Below are 18178 nucleotides of genomic sequence, written 5' to 3' on the forward strand. Positions count from 1 at the left end.
CTATTCAAAACACGAGTAACAGCGGACCCGCAGTATTTCAAAAAGATAACCGTTACCCTTTTTCGCCCTTATCATTTTTGGTGGTACCGACGAAAAAATGGTCTAAAACGTGATCAATTTAACACCTTGCCGATTGACCGTAAAGAAAGATGCGCTACATACAAGTGTAGCACCGTTCTGTACGTGTAAATTCCTGAATACGGCTATGGCTGACGAATACGCCGCCTTGTCCCTCTCACGCTTCATCAACCGTAAAACTGCCATCCCAGAGTCAACAATGTTAGGATGGTTAGCGATTGATAATGACGGTAACAAGCATGTTAGACAATGTTTTGAGAATTGCCACACGCCAAAGCCCTCTCGCGCTCTGGCAGGCACATTATGTGAAGCAGCGCCTGGAAGCCTGCCACAGCGGATTGCGCGTCGAGCTGGTGCCGATGGTCACGCGCGGTGACGTGATCCTCGATACGCCGCTGGCGAAAGTGGGCGGCAAAGGCCTGTTCGTCAAAGAACTGGAACTGGCATTGCTTGAGAACCGCGCCGATATCGCCGTACATTCGATGAAAGACGTGCCCGTCGAGTTCCCGGAGGGGCTGGGGCTGGTGACCATCTGCGAGCGCGAAGATCCGCGCGATGCGTTTGTCTCTAACCGCTATGACTCGCTCGACGCGCTGCCAGCGGGTAGCGTGGTTGGCACGTCCAGTTTACGCCGTCAGTGTCAGCTGGCGGAGCGTCGTCCCGATCTGATCATTCGCTCGCTGCGCGGTAACGTCGGCACGCGTCTGGGCAAGCTGGATAACGGCGATTACGATGCCATTATTCTCGCCGTTGCCGGCCTGAAGCGTCTGGGGCTGGAGGAACGTATTCGCGTGGCGCTGCCGCCAGAGCTGTCGCTGCCGGCTGTTGGCCAGGGTGCTGTCGGCATCGAGTGCCGCCTGGACGATGCACGTACCCGCGCGCTGCTTGCTCCACTGAATCATGACGAAACCGCTACCCGCGTAAAAGCGGAGCGGGCGATGAATACCCGCCTCGAAGGCGGGTGCCAGGTTCCGATTGGCAGCTATGCTGAATTGACGAATGGCGAACTGTGGCTGCGTGCGCTGGTAGGCGCCCCGGACGGTTCGCAGATGGTACGCGGCGAACGTCGCGGAAAAGCGCAAGATGCCGAGCAGCTTGGCGTGTCGCTGGCGGAAGAATTGCTGGATAACGGCGCCCGCGAGATTCTGGCTGACGTTTACAATGGAGAACCCCCTGCATGAGTATTCTCGTCACCCGCCCTTCTCCCGCAGGAGAGCAGTTAGTGAGCCGTCTGCGCACACTGGGGCAGGTGGCCTGGAGTTTTCCGCTCATTGAATTCTCCCCCGGTCGCGAGCTCTCTGCGCTCGCCGACCAGATGAATGCCCTTCAGGACGGTGACCTGCTGTTTGCGCTGTCGCAGCATGCCGTGGAATTTGCCCACGCACAGCTGCAGCAGCAGGGACTGGCCTGGCCAACCGCCCCCCGCTATTTCGCGATTGGCCGTACTACGGCACTGGCACTGCATACCGTAAGCAGCGCGGACGTTCGTTACCCGTTAGATCGGGAAATCAGTGAAGTCTTGCTACAATTACCTGAATTACAAACTGTTGCCGGCAAGCGTGCGCTCATTTTGCGCGGCAATGGGGGCCGCGAGCTGCTGGGCGAAACGCTGCGTGAACGTGGTGCGAACGTGACGTTCGTTGAGTGCTATCAGCGCTGTGCAAAACACTACGATGGTGCGGAAGAGGCGATGCGCTGGCACGCGCGAGGCATCAATACGCTGGTGGTCACCAGCGGTGAAATGTTACAACAGCTTTGGACGCTAATACCGCTTTGGTATCGCGAAAACTGGTTACTCCGCTGTCGGCTTCTGGTCGTCAGTGAGCGTCTGGCGAACCAGGCCCGGGAACTGGGCTGGCAGGATATTCGGATCGCTGATAACGCCGACAACGATGCGCTGCTGCGCGCATTACAATAACTCTCAAATGGGAAGCCATAATGACGGAACACGACAAATCCTCCGCCGTGGTTGAAGAGACCAGGGAGACTGTGGAGACGACGCCACAGCCAGAGACGACTGAGAAAACCGCTGAGAAGAAAAACGGCAGCAACAAAACAAGCCTCACGCTGAGCGCGATTGCCATCGCCATTGCGCTGGCAGCGGGGGTTGGCCTGTACGGGCTGGTGAAGCAACAGAGCGCTAACCAGACGTCCACCAGCGATGCGCTGGTGAATCAGCTCACGGCCCTGCAAAAAGAGCAGGAGACGCAGAAAACCGAGCTGGAAGCCGTGATTAAGCAGCAGGCCGCGGCGCTCGCCGAAGCGAACAGCAAACAGGAAGAGCTGACCAAACAGCTGGGTGAAGTACAGCAGAAAGTCGCCACCATTTCCGGCACCGATGCCAAAACCTGGCTGCTCTCGCAGGCTGACTTCCTGGTGAAGCTCGCCGGACGTAAGCTCTGGAGCGATCAGGACGTCACCACCGCTGCCGCGCTGCTGAAAAGCGCCGATGCAAGCCTGGCGGACATGAACGACCCAAGCCTTATTACCGCCCGTCGCGCGATTACCGAAGACATCGCCAGCCTCTCCGCCGTCTCGCAGGTGGATTACGACGGCATTATCCTTAAAGTGAATCAGCTGTCGAATCAGATTGATAACCTGCAGCTGGCGGATAATAACGACGACGACTCCCCGATGGATTCCGACGGTACCGAGCTTTCGAGCTCCCTGAGCGAATGGCGCATTAACCTGCAAAAAAGCTGGCAGAACTTTATGGACAGCTTTATCACTGTCCGCCGTCGCGACGAAACTGCCGTACCGCTGCTCGCCCCGAACCAGGACATCTATCTGCGCGAGAACATTCGTTCCCGCCTGCTGGTCGCTGCCCAGGCCGTGCCGCGTCATCAGGAAGAGACCTACAAACAGGCGCTGGATAACGTCTCAACGTGGGTACGCGCCTACTACAACACCGATGATGCGACGACCACCGCCTTCCTCGAAGACATTGATAAGCTCAGCCAGCAGAACATCACCATGAACGTGCCGGATAAGCTGGCCAGCCAGCCGATTCTGGAGAAACTGATGCAGACGCGCGTACGAAACCTGCTGGCACAGCCGGGCGTTCCGGCTGAGCAAACGGGCGGAGCGGCTCCAGCTACGACTCCTGCGCCTGAAAGCGCACCGCAGGGAGAGTAATGATGCTAAAAGTCCTCTTACTCTTCATCCTGCTGATCGCCGGGATCGTCCTGGGGCCTATGCTTGCGGGTCATCAGGGTTACGTCCTGATCCAGACCGATAACTACAACATTGAAACCAGCGTAACGGGTCTGACGATCATTCTGATCCTCGGCGTGGTGGTGCTGTTTGCGATCGAGTGGATCCTGCGCCGTATTTTCCGTACCGGTGCCCATACCCGCGGCTGGTTCGTTGGCCGTAAGCGCCGCCGCGCCCGTAAACAGACCGAGCAGGCGCTGCTTAAGCTCGCAGAGGGTGACTATCAGCAGGTTGAAAAGCTGATGTCGAAAAACGCCGACCACGCCGAACAGCCGGTGGTGAACTATCTGCTGGCGGCCGAAGCAGCGCAGCAGCGCGGTGACGAAGCCCGCGCTAATCAGCACCTGGAGCGAGCGGCTGAGCTGGCTCACGGCGACCCGATTCCGGTGGAAATCACGCGCGTTCGTCTGCAGCTGGCACGCAATGAGAATCACGCGGCTCGCCACGGTATCGACCGTCTGCTGGAAGTCGCGCCGCGTCATCCGGAAGTGCTGCGTCTTGCCGAGCAGGCCTATATTCGTACCGGCGCCTGGGGCTCACTGCTGGACATCATCCCATCGATGGCGAAGGCCGAGGTGGGCGACGATGAACATCGTGACGAGCTTCAGCGTCTGGCGTGGATAGGCCTGATGGATCAGGCGCGCGCTGACCTGGGCAGCGACGGTCTGAAAACCTGGTGGAAGAATCAGAGCCGTAAAACGCGCCAGCAGGTTCCTCTGCAGGTGGCGATGGCAGAACATCTCATCGAGTGTGACGATCACGACACAGCTCAGGAGATCCTCCTCGACGGTCTGAAGCGCCAGTACGACGATCGCCTGGTGATGGTGATCCCGCGCCTGAAAACCAACAATCCTGAGCAAATCGAAAAAGTGCTGCGTCAGCAGATTAAAACCGTTGGCGATCGCCCGCTGCTGTGGAGCACGCTCGGTCAGTCGTTGATGAAGCACGGCGAATGGCAGGAGGCGAGCCTCGCCTTCCGCGCCGCACTCAAGCAGCGTCCGGATGCCTTCGACTACGCATGGCTTGCCGATACGCTGGACAAGCAGCATAAGCCGGAAGAGGCGGCCGCCATGCGCCGTGATGGGCTGTTGCTGACGCTGCAAAATAACGGTACGCAGCAGTAATTCATCAGGAGGCCAGATGGCCTCCTTTTTTTATCGTCTTTCTCCTGCTACATTCTTTACACCCGCATCTGCAAACGAACCCGCCAATGTAACGATGTCTTTTCATTAACTTTTTTTCACACACGCGCACTTGCTGCAGCGTGGACTAAATCGTTTTTGAAAGGAAATCGTCATGAACTCGCTTTTATATGCGCTAATTAAAGCGCTGCGCTGCCACCGCTGGCTGCGCCTGCTTGCCTGTGCTTTTATCTTTTCTTCGCTGGGGAATGGCTTAACCCAGGTTGTGGTCTTCGGCTTGCTGTTAGCGTGGTCAGCTCCGCCCGCTCTGCTCACCCTTGCTTTTCTTTTCGCGACGGTACCGGGATTTATCGGCAGTACGATCGGCGAAAAACTATGCTCACGCTGGTCTCCGATATCCCTGCTGATACTGACCGAAGGGCTGGGCCTGCTCGCCCTGCTCTTTCCCCTGCTTGGTGTGGGTTATCACAGCGTTGCCGCATTACTCGCCGTACAATCCACAGAAGCGCTGCTCAGCGGGATGAGCTGGCCCGCGCTGACGTTGCTCTTTAAGCGCGGACTTAGCGAAGCAGAGCTGCCTGCTGCGACCTGTCTGGAAAATGTGATTTTTGCTTCGCAGGTATTGTTAGGGACTGGCCTGGGCGTGGTGCTGTTCCAGAAGACGTCCGTGTTTAGCCTGCTGGCCATTGATGCCGCCAGCTTTCTTGGGTCACTGCTCATGCTATGGCTGGCTGGACGCCGGTTTTCTGCGCCATCACTCCCGTCCTCCGGGGAAGAGGAAGCCCCTGCGGCATTACGCTGGCGGACGTTGACCGTTCGGCAGAAACGCAGTCTGCTCCTTCTGCCGTCGCTGGCGGCCGTCGGCTCACCGGCTATGGCGCTGCTTCCGGCGCTGGCACAGCAAATCCATCCACAGGATGCCGCGGGCCTTGCTCTGCCGCTGCTTTTCGCAAGAAGCATGGGTCAGCTTTGCGGTCCCATGCTGCTAAAGAAAGAGAGCCTGACGCGTTTTGCCGCTCACACGCCGCGCATCATCGTTTGTCTCGGCATCTTTCTGGCCGCTTATGGAACGCTACCGTTGTTGTCCGGATGGATGGCATGTGCACTGGGGGCGATTTTTATCGCACATCTGGCCTCGAATATTCTCTTCGCAGCCGGGACGTTTGGGGTACTCAGTAGTTTTCATCTCACGCAAACCGCTTCAGCCAGTGGGAAAGCCTGGCGCTGGCAAACGCTCAGCGCCTCTCTTTTCACCGGCATCGCTGCGGCAGTGGCTGCCGGGTTTGGCTCAGTAACGGCACTCTATGCCGTCTCGTCAACGGCCCTGGTGATGGTTGCCCTGATCGTGCGCCGGTATCGGGAATAAGGCATAAAAAAACGCCTGCTATAAAAGCAGGCGTTAAAACAGGTCTGTAAGACAACATATTTGGTGCTTCACTCAACGTTATGTCCATGGTGTCTGATGAGGCCGAAGCGACATCTGTCAGTGGACGATAAGCACCGTAAATGGCTCTGCGTCATTCCGGAGTTTATGAGGCACGAAGGCGAACATAAGAGATGGAATGAGCATCTACACGCATATTATTGCACGTAACGTGCCAGGTTCGCACCCAAAACGTTTACATGACGCAACATTTTAAGATAAAAGGAAATTATGCTGTTAAGCGCCGTCTTAAGCCCCACAATGTATCGGTAAGGACAGAATTCTGTCGCCAGGAGGAGACAGCAAAATGGAAGTATGAATAATTGTTTTATTTTCAATGGATTGTATGTCGCTGAATCGCGACAATGAAACCGGACGCTGTCGGGGAATCACTACAGGGATGAAAATGGCAGAAAACAAAAAACCCCGCCGAAGCGGGGTTCAAAATTGGTCGGCGAGAGAGGATTCGAACCTCCGACCCACTGGTCCCAAACCAGTTGCGCTACCAAGCTGCGCTACTCGCCGATGTACTGCTTTTTTGAATTTTTAGTTCAATTCATTTAAAAAGTCGTGGTGCGAGGGGGGGGACTCGAACCCCCACATCCTAAGGACACTAACACCTGAAGCTAGCGCGTCTACCAATTCCGCCACCTTCGCAATTCACAACTCTTTCAATAATGGGGTGGCTAATGGGATTCGAACCCACGACAACTGGAATCACAATCCAGGGCTCTACCAACTGAGCTATAGCCACCACTGTATTCTTTCACGCGGTACTGACTACTTCTCAGACCACCGCAGCTCTAGCGCCGGGACTAAAATGGCGCGCCCGACAGGATTCGAACCTGAGACCTCTGCCTCCGGAGGGCAGCGCTCTATCCAGCTGAGCTACGGGCGCTTAGCGCCGTTGCGGGGCTGGATATTACGTACCTCCGTCCCCGCTGTCTAGTGCTTTTTTGAAAAAAATGCGCGTTTGGTTATGGTTTGCACATTTTGCCGCTTATTCCTCCACTTTCTGCGTGGTGGCACGGCGACCCAGGCCAAAAAGCTTATAGGCAGCCGTCACGGCGGCCAGGAAGATCACCCCGACAAACAGCGACATGCGGGTATCTTCATTAAAGTACATTCCGATTAATACGCAAATCAGGAACGCCATCGTCAAATAGTTCGCATAGGGGAACAGAATTGAACGGAACGGATGGCTTTCAATCGCCTTTTTATGCGCATGACGGAAACGCAGCTGGCTGATGAGAATAACAAACCACGGCACCATGCCCGGCAGGACGCTGGCACTGTAGACGTAAACGAACACCCGCTGCGGATTAGGAATGATGTAATTCAGGCAAGATCCAATCAGCAGGATTGCAATGGAGACCGCCACGCCCGCCACCGGCACCCCGGCACGTGACACTTTACTCATTGCCGCAGGCAGCTGGTTATTCTTCGAGAGCGCATAGAGCATACGCCCACAGCTGTACATCCCACTGTTACAGCCTGACAACGCGGCCGTCAGGACCACAAAGTTGATGATGCCCGCCGCCGCCGTGATACCAATTTTGGCGAAGGTTAAAACAAACGGGCTGCCCGTCGAGCCTATTTCGTTCCACGGGAAGATGGTCACGATAACGAAGATGGCGCCCACATAGAAAATCAGGATGCGCCACAGCACTTTGCCCACCGCGCTACGCAGCGTGACCTGTGGATTTTTCGCTTCACCGGCGGTAATACCGATCAGCTCTACGCCCTGGTACGACGCTACAACGATACACAGCGCCGTCAGGAAGCCCTTCCAGCCGCCGGCAAAGAAGCCGCCGTTTTCGGTCAGGTTACCAAAGCCGATAGCATGTCCACCGTTGCCAAAGCCGAAGAAAATCACGCCCAGGCCGACGACAATCATCACGATGATGGTGGTGACTTTGATCATCGCAAACCAGAACTCGATCTCACCGTAAAGACGCACGGCGGCCAGGTTTGCCAGCGCCACCAGCCCCACGGCAATGAGTGCGGGTATCCACTGAGCCATATCCGGGAACCAGAACTGGACGTAGACCCCTATCGCGGTGATCTCGGAGATGCCCACCGCCATCCACATAAACCAGTATGACCAGGCCGTCAGGTAGCCGAAGAACGGGCTCATATAACGATGCGCGTAAACGGCGAAAGAGCCGGTTACCGGCTCCAGGAAGAGCATTTCGCCCATGGAACGCATGATGAAGAAAACAAACAGCCCGGCGATAATGTACGCCAGTAATACGGAAGGGCCTGCCCACTTGAGCGTGCTTGCGGAGCCCATAAACAGGCCCACGCCGATAGTGCCGCCCAGCGCTATCAGTTCAATATGACGAGCTTCCAGCCCACGCTGCAGCTCCGGTTTTTTCTCTGCCATAGCTCCTCGATTGTGTTTGCTGTTTCCCGGCTTAAGACCGGGTATTGTTTTTTAGGGGGACTAAAATACGGAGCGAATGGTTTCTTAAAATCTGCCAAATGGCAAACGATGCATTAAAAAAATGAATGCATTGCACAGATTATCAGCAGTTTTGCAGGCGAGTTGCAGCGCGAATAGCATATCGCGCTACATTTTGATTACATTTTTCCGGTGTAATGCCAGACGAGGTAGCGAAGCAGACGGATCTGTCGTTTAATGCGTGTCGGTTGCGATAGCAGACGATACAACCACTCCAGCCCAAGATATTGCCAGACCGTTGGCGCACGCTTAACGTGGCCGGTAAAGACGTCGTACGTACCCCCTACGCCCATGTAGAGGGCATCCGGGCAGACCAGGCGGCAGTCACGCATCAGGATCTCCTGGCGCGGGGACCCCATCGCCACGGTGACAATCTTTGCCCCGCTGTCACGGACGCGCTCAAACAGCGTCTGCCGATCTTCCGGTTTGAAGTAACCATCCTGGCTGCCGACAATATTAACATTCCATTGACGACGCAGTTTCTCCTCCGTCTGGGCCAGTATCTCCGGCTTCCCGCCAATCAGGAACACGGGCGTACCCTGCGCGCCTGCGCGGGCCATAAGCTGCTCCCAGAGATCGGCCCCCGCCACGCGGGAAACATTAGCGTCAGGATACTTTTTACGGATAGAGCGGACCACGCTGATCCCGTCCGCGTATTTAAACTCGGCCGCTTCAATCAGGCTTTTGACTTCCGCGTTATCCTCAACCGCCAGCATTTTTTCCGCGTTGATGGCCACCAGCGTACCGGATTTCATCTGGCCGTCGGCGAACAGAAAGTCCAGCGCGTGCTGCATGTCGCGCCAGCCAATAAGCTGCAGGCCACGTAGCGCATAGCGCGGTGCAGAAATTCTATCAGTCATTACTATCCTTACTCAGACTTGCGACAGCGTTGTGCTGCCCTGCCGCTCGCGCTTGTGCACAAGCCCGGCGCTGTCAAACAGCCAGTACAACAGTTTGGCCAGTAACAGGCAGACGCCGAAAACAACCATGAAGAACACTACGCGCGAAACGAACGAGTCCAGCCCTTCGCGCGCCAGAACGATCATATTGAAAATGGCACCAAAGCAGAAACTGTGCAAAATGGCCGCTTTATAGCGGTTGGTCTCTTCGTTGCCACGCACGTAAAGCCAGTCGAACCACTTGATAATCAGCCCCACGGCAACCGCCCCGGGCAGAATGAACCACGCCCCGCCCATCACCACCAGGGAACCGATCAGCGTGGGTGAAATTGCCAGACCGGAATGGTTGTTCAGCACTTCCCAGGTAAAATAGTTCGCGGTATTGAGCACCACACCAGGGCGATCCGGCCATAGCCAGGAAGGGATAAAGACGTAGAAGTCGCGAACAATCGGTGCCAGCCCCTGGAAATCAATCTTGTCGTAGTTTTGCAGCAGCAATGCCAGGTTTTCCCACGGCGAGAACGTATCGCGCGTGAGGTAGAGGAACGTATAAAACGCCTCATCACCCGCCACGTTCATTCCGTACCGCTTCAGCGCCAGCCAGAACATCCCCACGATGCCAAACACGCCTGCCGCAACCAGCATCCACAGCGAGATCCAGCCGCGGATGATGCCGATAAACAGGAAGATGGCGAAGGCGATGATAATGTTCGCGCGCGTGCCGCCCACAATCATGTAGGTCAGGATGCCAAACGCGACGGTACTCACCAGGAAGAACAGCCACGCTTTGCTGTCCTGGCGCAGGAAGAAGATCACCAGCATCGCCGGGATGAAGAAGTAGAAGAAACGCTTAAGCGCCACGCCCGAAACCTCGGCCGAAAAAATCTGGCTGTAGGAGTGGAGCTTAAACAGCAGGAAGCCGTTATGCATGAAGAAGATGCCAACGCTGACCAGGGCGATGGTCATCAGCATCACCCATGTAAGGTGGGTTTCCACCCTATTCATGGTAAAGAGCGCCCGACGCGGGGCAGCTGTCTGTGCTGAACGCAGACGCGTTTTATAGGTGACGTAGTAGACCGCATAGAAGCAGGTCGCCGCCAGAAGCGCCTGGAGCAGAATGTCCGGCGGCGCGACGCTCACGTCAAAACGGAAGACCAGAATGCTGGTGAGCGGGAAGCCGAAAAAGAACGTCAGCAGGAACAGTAACGAGAAGAAGACGTTAAAGTTGAAGCGCACCCGGCGGAATTCAAACCAGGTGAGCGTGGCGATAAACAGGGCGCTCAGAAGCCAGACAACCAGTAAGCCGCTGAATTGCAACTGACTCATGCTTTGTCTCCTGAAGCGATACGCAGCGCGCGGTGCCACGGCGTGAGGTAATTCGGGCTGAAAAAATCGATGCTGTTTTTATCCACCAGCGTGAGCTGACGTTGAGCTTCACGTACCACCTCGACGTTCAGCGTGTCTGAGGTAAACAGCACCGGAATATGCTGCTCGGCCATGTCCTGCCAGAACGGGTTGTCGCGGTTGAGCACGCACGGTACCCCCGCCTGAATCAGCAGACACAGTGTGCCAATTCCCTGCTGTCGGGCAAAGATGAAATAGCCGAGATCGCATTTTCTCAGCAGCGCGAGATATTCCTCAAATTCCAGCTTATCGCTGAGGATGTGCAGATTTTCTGCGCTAAACAGCGCCAGTCCCTGCTGGCGAACCTCGTCAATATAAGCGTCGTTGTTGGCGGGATAGCCCATCGGCACCACCACGTTCACCGTGTCGCCAAACTGCTGATGCACCGCCCTGAGCGCCGCGACATGTTCGTTACTGCGATCGCCGGAATTCCCCACCAGGATCGTCAGCTTGCCTTCACGCACAGCGTCATTGGCCATGGCGTTCAGCGCCGGATCCATGCGGGTGGGGAAATAAAGCAACTCGCCGCGCACGTTGGGGTGCTGTTTAGCAAAATAGTTGAGATCGCCGCGGGTAGCAAAAACGCAGCCCACGCGCCCCTGCGCCATGCGGCGCAATGGATAGAAAAGACGGAATTTCCAGCCGCGGGAGACTTCATAAAGATCGGCTCCCCAGATATGCCAGCTGCACTGGGAGGGTTTAATCCCTCCGCTGAGAAGCGCCAGCCACAGGCCGGTGTTAAACTGCCCGTGGAAGAAGAATCGTTGCTCGCGGTCGGCTTTCGCCCTGGCAACGACCGCCTTTGCCAGCGTGGCCTTATCTGGCCAGAAGCGAATCGTCAGCGCCGGAAACGCCTCGCTCAGGCCCTTATCCTGACCTGCAACCATAAACTCACGCGCATCAGGATCCCCGGATGCCAGCTCGTCGTTGAAGAACCGCAAAACGGTCTGGTTATGGTGTGGGATATCCGATCCCAGGATGTGAATCAGTGCAGTCATGCGCGTTTACGCCACAATAAAAATACACCGCAACAGGCGGCGAAATAAACGATATAGGTTGCCATGTAGGCCTGAGCCGCCCCCAGCGCGCCGTGCGCGGGTATCAGCCAGTGCGAGAACGAGGTCAGTAATGCAAACTGGCTAATTTCCGCAAGGATATACAGCCGCAGGGAGGCTTTTGCTATCACCAGATAGCCGAAAACGTAAGCCCCCACTTTCAGTACATCACCCACCAGTTGCCAGGCAAAGAGATCGCGCATGGCGATGAACTTCGCCGAAAACAGCAGCCAGATGGCGACATCGCGCAATAGCCAGACGGTAAAGCTGGCAGCCGCAACCGCCGGCAATACAAAGCGCAGCGACCGGAAAATCTCACGCGTAATATCCTGTCTGGAGGTCAAACGCGATAAGGTTGGCAGCAAATAAACGCTAAAGGATGCCGTAATAAACTGGAGATAGGCGTCGGAAATACTGCTTACGCCCTGCCAGATCCCTACTTCATCCCAGCTATAATGCGCCGCCAGCAGGTTACGCATCATCACGTAGGCCACCGGCAGCGTGACGGAGGTGATAAGCGCCATCAGGGTAAATTTACCCAGCTGGCTGGCAAGCACTTTATCCCATTGCGGTTTGAGGTAGCTCAGGGGGATGACGCCCCGACGCATCAGCATAAATGCCGCAGGCACAACCACCAGCGCCGGAACCAGCGCCAGCCCCAGCAGTGCGCCTTCGTAGCCCCCCAGGCGATAGCAGAAATAATAGGCAATCACGCCGATAACGCTGCCCAGGATTAACGCAATCGCGTTCCCGGCCGCATCACGAAACCCTTTCATCAGCGCCAGCAGCAGGTTAGCCCAGGCAATCCCCATCTGAACCAATGCGACCAGACGCACCAGCCCCTGATAGTGGGTGTGACCGAATAATCCCTGGCTGATGGGCGCCGCCGCCAGCAGAAAGATAATCGCCATCAGGGTCGAAAAACCCGTGACCATCGCCGAGGAGGTGCCCACGACCCTGCGAAGCTGGGCCGCATCATCATGATACTGCGCAACGTATTTGGTCACGCCGTTGAAGATACCGGCACCGGCCAGCACCCCAAGGACGGTGACAAGCTGGCGGAAATTACCCGCCAGCCCCACGCCAGAGGGGCCAAATGAGACAGCCAGCAGCTTGACGACCAGCAGCCCGGCGCCAATTTTTACAAGCGTGGACGCGGCGGTCCACACCGATGCTTTTGCCAGAGACATATCAGCCGAAATAGCTCAGAAGGGTATTAATCACCGTACGCTGGTTAACTGGCGCGAGGTTGTAGAACAGTGGCAGACGAAGCAACCGCTCACTTTCTTTGGTGGTGTAACGGTCCTCACCCGCGAACGTTCCAAACGCTTCGCCCGCCGGACTGGAGTGCAGCGGAATATAGTGGAACACCGCCAAAATTTCGGCTTCTTTCAGCCAGGCGATAAGCTCGCTCCGGTCGTCGTTATCGCGCAGCTTGATGTAGAACATGTGCGCGTTGTGGACGCAATCTGCCGGGATAGTCGGCAGCTCAATACGCCCGGCTTTGGCCAGAGGCTCAAGCGCATCGTAATAGGTTTGCCACAGGGAGAGGCGCTGCAGGTTGATGCGATCCGCGGCTTCCAGCTGCGCCCACAGGTACGCGGCCTGCAGATCCGCCATCAGATAGCTGGAGCCAATATCGCGCCAGGTGTATTTGTCGACCTGGCCGCGGAAGAACTGGCTGCGGTTGGTGCCTTTTTCGCGGATCACCTCCGCACGCTCCACGAGCGCCCGATCGTTAATCAGCGTCGCGCCACCTTCTCCGCCTGCCGTGTAGTTTTTGGTTTCGTGGAAGCTAAAGCAGCCGATATGGCCGATGGTACCCAGCGCGCGTCCCTTGTAGGTCGACATCACGCCCTGGGCGGCATCTTCCACCACAAACAGGTTATGTTTTTTGGCGATGGCCATGATGGTGTCCATTTCACAAGCCACGCCCGCGTAGTGAACCGGTACGATCGCGCGCGTTTTGTCGGTGATCGCCGCTTCAATCAGCGTCTCATCAATATTCATGGTATCCGGGCGGATATCCACAAAGACGATTTTCGCCCCGCGCAGGACAAACGCGTTCGCCGTGGAAACGAAGGTGTAGCTGGGCATGATCACTTCATCGCCGGGCTGGATATCCAGCAGCAGCGCGGCCATTTCCAGCGATGCCGTACAGGACGGGGTCAGGAGCACTTTGGCGCTGCGAAAACGCTGTTCCATCCACTGCTGACAGCGGCGGGTATAACCGCCGTCACCGCAGAGTTTGCCGCTGCCCATGGCAGACTGCATATAGTCGAGTTCCGTTCCGACGACGGGTGGTGCGTTAAATGGAATCATCTTGTCACCTGTATAACCAGTAGGCGGTGGCGTCGATGTTGGCACCACTCGCAATATAACGTTTAAGCGCGGCGGTGTTGCCCACCTGTGTCGCCACCCGCAGCGTCTCAACCTGCTGCTGCTGCGCCCAGTGCAGCGCCGCCTGCATGAGCTTCTCACCCATGCCGCGCCCGGCTAATAAGCCAATACGCGCCTCGCACGCGTTGAGCTTGCGAAGCGAGACGAACCCCTGGAGTTGACCGTCCCCTGCGCGGAAAACCAGGCAGACGTGATCAAAGGTGCCTTTAACCGCATTCTCTATCCACTGGGCATAGAAACGTCCGCTATCGTCAGGTGCATACCAGGGCGTACGAAAGCGACTCTGCGCAAACGCCTGAGCCGCCATCTGACGCAGCACGGGAATATCCTGTTCGGTTGCCATTTCCACACCGGGCGCATCGTGCCGGGTGAGGGTTATAGAAAGGTCTGCCTCACCTTCAACCAGCTGAAAGCCGCGTTGCTGGAGCGCGTCAAGCAGGTCGGTACGGTCCGCCGGGATCTTCGCCTGAATCCGTTGCCAGGCGTTCAAATCTGATTCAGCCAATACCGGCGCATCATCACGCAGGCGCACAATGGCCGACGGCAGGCCGAAAAAGGCACTCTCCCACTGCAGGGGCTCGAGTACCCCGTTCAGGCTGTTCAACGCCAGACGCCTTTGGTATCAACCACATATTGCTGACGCACCGCATCACCAGGCGTCGCTTTAAACGCTTTATGATCCACCAGCAGCACCAGTACGTCCGCCGTCGCCAGTGCCTCATCCAGCGCTGTCAGCGTGCAGTGCCCCGCCAGTTTTGCCGGCAGTTCATGAATATTCGGCTCAACCACCAGCGTTTCACCCTTGTGCCATTCGGCAATCATCTGAGCAATTTCCATCGCCGGGCTTTCACGCAGGTCGTCAATATTCGGTTTGAAGGCCAGACCAAAGCAGGCAATTTTCAGCTCGCTGGCGCGCTTGCCGCTCTCTGCCAGACAATCCGCTACCGTGGTTTTGACCTGATTGAGCACCCAGTGAGGTTTGCTGTCATTGACTTCACGCGCGGTGCGAATCAGGCGCGCCTGCGCTGGGTTCTGCGCCACAATAAACCACGGATCGACGGCGATACAGTGTCCACCCACGCCCGGGCCTGGCTGGAGAATGTTGACGCGCGGATGGCGGTTCGCCAGGCTAATCAACTCCCATACGTTAATCCCCTGATCGGCGCAGATCAGCGACAGTTCGTTCGCAAAGGCGATATTGACGTCGCGGAAGCTGTTTTCCGTCAGCTTACACATTTCGGCGGTACGGGAGTTGGTCACCACGCATTCGCCTTCCAGGAAAATCTTGTACAGCGCGCTGGCGCGTTCGGAACAGACGGGCGTCATACCGCCAATGACGCGGTCGTTTTTAATCAGTTCGACCATGACCTGGCCCGGGAGTACTCGCTCCGGGCAGTAGGCGATATTGATATCTGCCTGCTCCCCCGCCTGTTGCGGGAAGCTTAAATCAGGGCGAGCGTCGGCCAGCCACTGCGCCATCTGCTCGGTAGCGCCGACGGGAGAGGTCGATTCCAGAATCACCAGCGCCCCTTTCTTCAGCACAGGGGCAATGGACTTCGCCGCCGCCTCGACGTAGACCATGTCGGGCTCATGGTCGCCTTTAAAGGGCGTTGGAACGGCAATCAGGTAGGCATCCGCTTCAACGGGCGTCGTGCTGGCACGCAGGAAGCCGCCCTCCACCGCCTCTTTCACCACACGATCCAGATCGGGCTCGACAATATGAATTTCGCCACGGTTAATGGTTTCCACCGCGCGGGCGTTGATATCCACACCGACAACCTGTTTCTGACGAGAGGCAAACGCCGCCGCGGTGGGCAAGCCGATGTAGCCAAGACCAATGACAGAGAGGGTAGTAAAACTCATAGCGATACCTGATTGTGTTTAAGTGCATGCAAAATACGGCCACAAGCCTGCCCGTCTCCATAAGGATTATGGGCCCGGCTCATCGCCTGATACGTTTCATCGTCATGCAGAAGGCGCGTGACTTCTTCGACAATGAGCTGCGCGTTGGTGCCAACCAGACGCACCGTCCCGGCTTTCACCGCTTCCGGACGTTCAGTGGTTTCACGCATCACCAGAACCGGCTTGCCGAGAGAGGGCGCTTCCTCCTGAATGCCGCCGGAATCGGTAAGGATCAGCCAGGCATGGTTCATCAGCCAGACAAACGGCAGGTAGTCCTGCGGTTCAATCAGAAGGACATTTTCCACATGACCCAGGATGCGGTTAACCGGTTCGCTGACGTTAGGATTGAGATGGACCGGATAGACAATCTGCACATCGTCATTCTGCGCGGCGATTTCAGCCAGCGCGTGACAGATTTGCTCAAAGCCCCGGCCAAAGCTTTCGCGTCGGTGGCCCGTCACCAGTATGGTTTTTTTACCGTTGTGCAGGAAGGGATAGCGGGCAGCGAGTTCTTTCTTAAGATCGTCGTTTGCGAGGACGCGGTCACGTACCCAAATTAACGCATCGATGACCGTATTGCCGGTCACAAAGATTTTGTTAGCGGCGATATTTTCACGCAGCAGGTTCTGACGCGAGTTTTCCGTTGGCGCAAAGTGGTACATCGCCAGGTGGCCCGTTAGCGTGCGGTTGGCTTCCTCCGGCCACGGCGAGTACAGATTGCCGGTACGCAGACCCGCCTCGACATGCCCCACGGGAATACGTTGATAAAACGCGGCCAGGCTGGTCGCCACGGTCGTGGTGGTATCTCCGTGTACCAGCACCACGTCAGGCTTGAATGACTCCAGGATCGGCTTGAGATCTTGCAGTATGCGACAGGTTATCTCCGTCAACCCTTGCCCCGGTTTCATAATATTAAGGTCGTAATCCGGGACGATGGAAAAGAGCGTTAAGACCTGGTCAAGCATCTCACGGTGCTGGGCCGTGACGCAGACTTTCGCTTCAATATCAGGATCGCTGGCCAGGGCATGAACCAGAGGTGCCATCTTAATGGCCTCCGGCCTAGTGCCAAATACGGTTAGTACTTTCACATCGATTCTCTTCGATTAGGCGATGAAGGCCGCAGCCTTCATCGTAGACGGCATTCTTAGTTTGTGCGACGACGCGTTAACGCCACGCCAGCGCCCGCCAGTGCACCGACAATCCCCCACATGATCATCAGGAATGCACGACGCGGACTGTCGCGTTTTACAGGTTCTTCAGGCGTTCGCAAATAACGATAGGTCTGAAAACGCGGGTCCAGAGAGGGACCGACATTAAGCGTATTGAGCATCGCGCGATTTTGATCGTAATCGAGGTCAACATCAGGACCGACGGCCTGGAGATTTTCCAGACGTGCCTGCAGCATAGGGCGACCAAGAAGGAACATTTCAGAGTCAGGCAGTTCATCAGCCGGCACGTCCGTCTCACTACGGGAAATATTGTGCTGTTCCGCAATTTTCAGCGCCTGCTCAATGTTGTGTACACGGCGAGTGAAAATCGCTTTAGCCACCTCTTCCTGACGTTTCACCTGGGCTTTCATCTGGATGGTACGGGCCGCCCAGGCGCCTTTAAGCTCTTCGTTAAGATGGCTTGCGGCACGCTGGCTGGCAAACGCGACGTATTGACGCAGCAGGTTGTTGGCATCCGGCGCGGTTTCTGCAATCAGCTTGACGCTGTCATTCACGTTACGCAGCGCGTCGCCCGGCATAAACTGAATATTGTTAATCAGATCGTCCAGCAGGGCGGCATCGGCTTTGGTGTTATCAACCCGACGCTGCTTGTAGTAATCCGTCTGGGACCAGAAGTCGCGACGCGTATCCCACGAAGCCAGTTGCATCACAAACTCTTTGTAGGCCTCATCCATAACGGAAACCTGATCTGGCGTGGCAAGGTTGGCTTTGATATCCAGGTTTCGCAGGAATTGCTGCTGGGAATAGTATCCCCCAAGCATGTTAACCGTTGGTTTGTCCGTGATTGCCGTGGCGCTCCATTCCTGTTTTGCAAAGAACGTATAGGCCAGCGCTAACAGTGCAAATCCCAGCGCGATCCCCGCAATCCAAAGTTTGCCTGCCCATAACACGCGAAACAAACCCCGAATATCCAGTTCATTCTCTGTTACCACTGATTTCGCTCCCGCCAACGGTTGAGTCATCATAGTC

General features: G+C 56.5%; 15 protein-coding genes and 4 tRNA genes. 5 read left to right on the top strand and 14 right to left on the bottom strand.

Features of this window, described 5'->3' with window-relative positions:
• The first annotated feature begins 317 nt into the window (after positions 1 to 317).
• The 5 genes from hemC to ACMWJS_RS20195 all read left to right on the top strand — a co-directional run bounded on the left by hemC (position 318) and on the right by ACMWJS_RS20195 (position 5799).
• A complete protein-coding gene (gene hemC, locus ACMWJS_RS20175; RefSeq protein ID WP_164712111.1) occupies positions 318 to 1259 on the top strand; it encodes a hydroxymethylbilane synthase in 942 nt (313 codons plus the stop codon).
• Positions 1256 to 1996 carry a uroporphyrinogen-III synthase gene (hemD, locus tag ACMWJS_RS20180; RefSeq protein ID WP_414747473.1) on the top strand — a complete coding sequence of 247 codons (741 nt, stop codon included), beginning with the start codon at positions 1256 to 1258 and terminating at the stop codon, positions 1994 to 1996. The genes hemC and hemD overlap by 4 nt, the downstream gene beginning before the upstream one ends.
• Positions 1997 to 2016: 20 nt before the next feature.
• Entirely contained in the window at positions 2017 to 3213 is a 1197-nt protein-coding gene (gene hemX, locus ACMWJS_RS20185; protein ID WP_414747474.1) for a uroporphyrinogen-III C-methyltransferase, read from the top strand.
• Between the two features lie 2 nt (positions 3214 to 3215).
• The gene (gene hemY, locus ACMWJS_RS20190) at positions 3216 to 4415 is read left to right on the top strand and encodes a protoheme IX biogenesis protein HemY (RefSeq protein WP_008501551.1); all 1200 of its coding nucleotides are present in this window, start codon (positions 3216 to 3218) and stop codon (positions 4413 to 4415) included.
• A gap of 172 nt (positions 4416 to 4587) precedes the next feature.
• The gene (locus ACMWJS_RS20195; RefSeq protein ID WP_414747475.1) at positions 4588 to 5799 is read left to right on the top strand and encodes an MFS transporter; all 1212 of its coding nucleotides are present in this window, start codon (positions 4588 to 4590) and stop codon (positions 5797 to 5799) included.
• A 505-nt stretch (positions 5800 to 6304) separates the two neighbouring features.
• Here ACMWJS_RS20195 and ACMWJS_RS20200 read toward each other — a convergent pair.
• The 14 genes from ACMWJS_RS20200 to wzzE form a co-directional block, all read right to left on the bottom strand.
• Positions 6305 to 6381, bottom strand: a tRNA-Pro gene (locus ACMWJS_RS20200).
• Between the two features lie 46 nt (positions 6382 to 6427).
• Positions 6428 to 6513: transfer RNA gene (locus tag ACMWJS_RS20205), tRNA-Leu, on the bottom strand.
• A 21-nt stretch (positions 6514 to 6534) separates the two neighbouring features.
• Positions 6535 to 6610, bottom strand: a tRNA-His gene (locus ACMWJS_RS20210).
• A gap of 67 nt (positions 6611 to 6677) precedes the next feature.
• Positions 6678 to 6754, bottom strand: a tRNA-Arg gene (locus ACMWJS_RS20215).
• Positions 6755 to 6856: 102 nt separating this feature from the next.
• A complete protein-coding gene (gene thrP / locus ACMWJS_RS20220; RefSeq protein ID WP_045909233.1) occupies positions 6857 to 8242 on the bottom strand; it encodes a bifunctional threonine/serine APC transporter ThrP in 1386 nt (461 codons plus the stop codon).
• A 197-nt stretch (positions 8243 to 8439) separates the two neighbouring features.
• Positions 8440 to 9180: a lipopolysaccharide N-acetylmannosaminouronosyltransferase gene (gene wecG, locus ACMWJS_RS20225; protein WP_048226905.1), complete on the bottom strand. Its 741-nt coding sequence runs from the start codon at positions 9178 to 9180 to the stop codon at positions 8440 to 8442.
• 12 nt (positions 9181 to 9192) lie between these two features.
• Positions 9193 to 10545, bottom strand: coding sequence for an ECA oligosaccharide polymerase (gene wzyE / locus ACMWJS_RS20230; RefSeq protein ID WP_048030792.1), 1353 nt, complete (start codon positions 10543 to 10545; stop codon positions 9193 to 9195).
• Complete coding sequence (locus ACMWJS_RS20235) at positions 10542 to 11621, bottom strand: TDP-N-acetylfucosamine:lipid II N-acetylfucosaminyltransferase (protein WP_111968120.1); 1080 nt, start codon at positions 11619 to 11621, stop codon at positions 10542 to 10544. The genes wzyE and ACMWJS_RS20235 overlap by 4 nt, the downstream gene beginning before the upstream one ends.
• Positions 11618 to 12868: a lipid III flippase WzxE gene (wzxE, locus tag ACMWJS_RS20240; protein WP_063622985.1), complete on the bottom strand. Its 1251-nt coding sequence runs from the start codon at positions 12866 to 12868 to the stop codon at positions 11618 to 11620. Before wzxE ends, ACMWJS_RS20235 begins: the two co-directional genes overlap by 4 nt.
• A gap of 1 nt (position 12869) precedes the next feature.
• A complete protein-coding gene (gene rffA / locus ACMWJS_RS20245) occupies positions 12870 to 14000 on the bottom strand; it encodes a dTDP-4-amino-4,6-dideoxygalactose transaminase (RefSeq protein WP_414747476.1) in 1131 nt (376 codons plus the stop codon).
• 4 nt (positions 14001 to 14004) lie between these two features.
• A complete protein-coding gene (gene rffC / locus ACMWJS_RS20250; protein ID WP_069719863.1) occupies positions 14005 to 14682 on the bottom strand; it encodes a dTDP-4-amino-4,6-dideoxy-D-galactose acyltransferase in 678 nt (225 codons plus the stop codon).
• The gene (gene wecC / locus ACMWJS_RS20255) at positions 14679 to 15941 is read right to left on the bottom strand and encodes a UDP-N-acetyl-D-mannosamine dehydrogenase (RefSeq protein WP_196365685.1); all 1263 of its coding nucleotides are present in this window, start codon (positions 15939 to 15941) and stop codon (positions 14679 to 14681) included. The genes rffC and wecC overlap by 4 nt, the downstream gene beginning before the upstream one ends.
• Positions 15938 to 17068 carry a non-hydrolyzing UDP-N-acetylglucosamine 2-epimerase gene (wecB, locus tag ACMWJS_RS20260; protein ID WP_414747477.1) on the bottom strand — a complete coding sequence of 377 codons (1131 nt, stop codon included), beginning with the start codon at positions 17066 to 17068 and terminating at the stop codon, positions 15938 to 15940. The genes wecC and wecB overlap by 4 nt, the downstream gene beginning before the upstream one ends.
• Before the next feature lie 56 nt (positions 17069 to 17124).
• A complete protein-coding gene (gene wzzE / locus ACMWJS_RS20265) occupies positions 17125 to 18171 on the bottom strand; it encodes an ECA polysaccharide chain length modulation protein (protein WP_045909242.1) in 1047 nt (348 codons plus the stop codon).
• Between the last annotated feature and the right edge of the window lie 7 nt (positions 18172 to 18178).

This window comes from Enterobacter sp. HK-058-C-ECC (assembly GCF_047531125.1).
Taxonomy (GTDB): Bacteria; Pseudomonadota; Gammaproteobacteria; order Enterobacterales; family Enterobacteriaceae; genus Enterobacter; species Enterobacter quasiroggenkampii.